1 protein-coding gene is annotated in these 800 nt (G+C 60.8%); it reads left to right on the forward strand.

The annotated features are described in order from the left end of the window. Nucleotides 1-54: 54 nt before the first annotated feature. Nucleotides 55-800, forward strand: a 746-nt coding sequence (locus EU800_RS26115) for a transposase (RefSeq protein WP_129636363.1), incomplete at its 3' end; no start/stop codon positions are given.

Genomic DNA, 800 nt, shown 5'->3' on the forward strand with positions numbered 1-800 from the left:
GACCGGCGTGAGCGATTCTGATGAGGGACTCGACCTCGCCAAAGGAACGGTCCCTTGGAAGTCCACGCTCTTGCCAGCCTTCAGAAGGTTCTATCGCCACATATTCCTCTCGGAAAGACTCGCCTCGAGACGCTTTGCCTCCTTATTCTGGGTATGATCGCCACTCGGACGGTCAACTTGTCCCATATCTTGGCGGAGCGGCCAGGTCGCGCGCAGGTTGCATCGACCTACCGGCGCCTCCAACGGTTCTTCCAGCATGTCCGCCTTCCCGAAGACTGGAGTGCACCGATCGTCACGACCCTGATTGGCCATTCCGCGTCATGGTATCTTTGCCTGGACCGGACCAACTGGAAGATCGGCCGATCCAACGTCAATGTTCTGATGTTGGCGGTGGTGAAGCGGCGCTTTCGGGTGCCGTTGATGTGGAGCGTACTGGAGAAAGCGGGCAGCAGCAGCACCGCCGAGCGCGTCGCGCTGATGGAACGCTATCTCGCGCGCTACGGAGCAACTTCGATCCGAATGTTCCTGGCAGACCGTGAGTTCATTGGGCAGGAATGGCTCGGCTTCCTGTGCGCTAGCGGTATCCCCTTCACCATCCGCGTCAAGGAGGAGCAGATAGTCGAACTGCCGGATGGAAGACGCGTTGCCCTTCGCTCGCTGCTGCGGAAATGCCGGGGCTGCCGATCCTTCCAGGCGACATTTCCCGCACGCGACGGCCATCCCGCCCTGGCTCTCCAATTCGCGGCCAAGCGGGGTCGCCATGGAGAACGCCTCATTGTCGCCAGTACGATGAAGGGGAC

Source organism: Tropicimonas sp. IMCC6043, from assembly GCF_004146235.1.
Lineage (GTDB): Bacteria > Pseudomonadota > Alphaproteobacteria > Rhodobacterales > Rhodobacteraceae > Tropicimonas.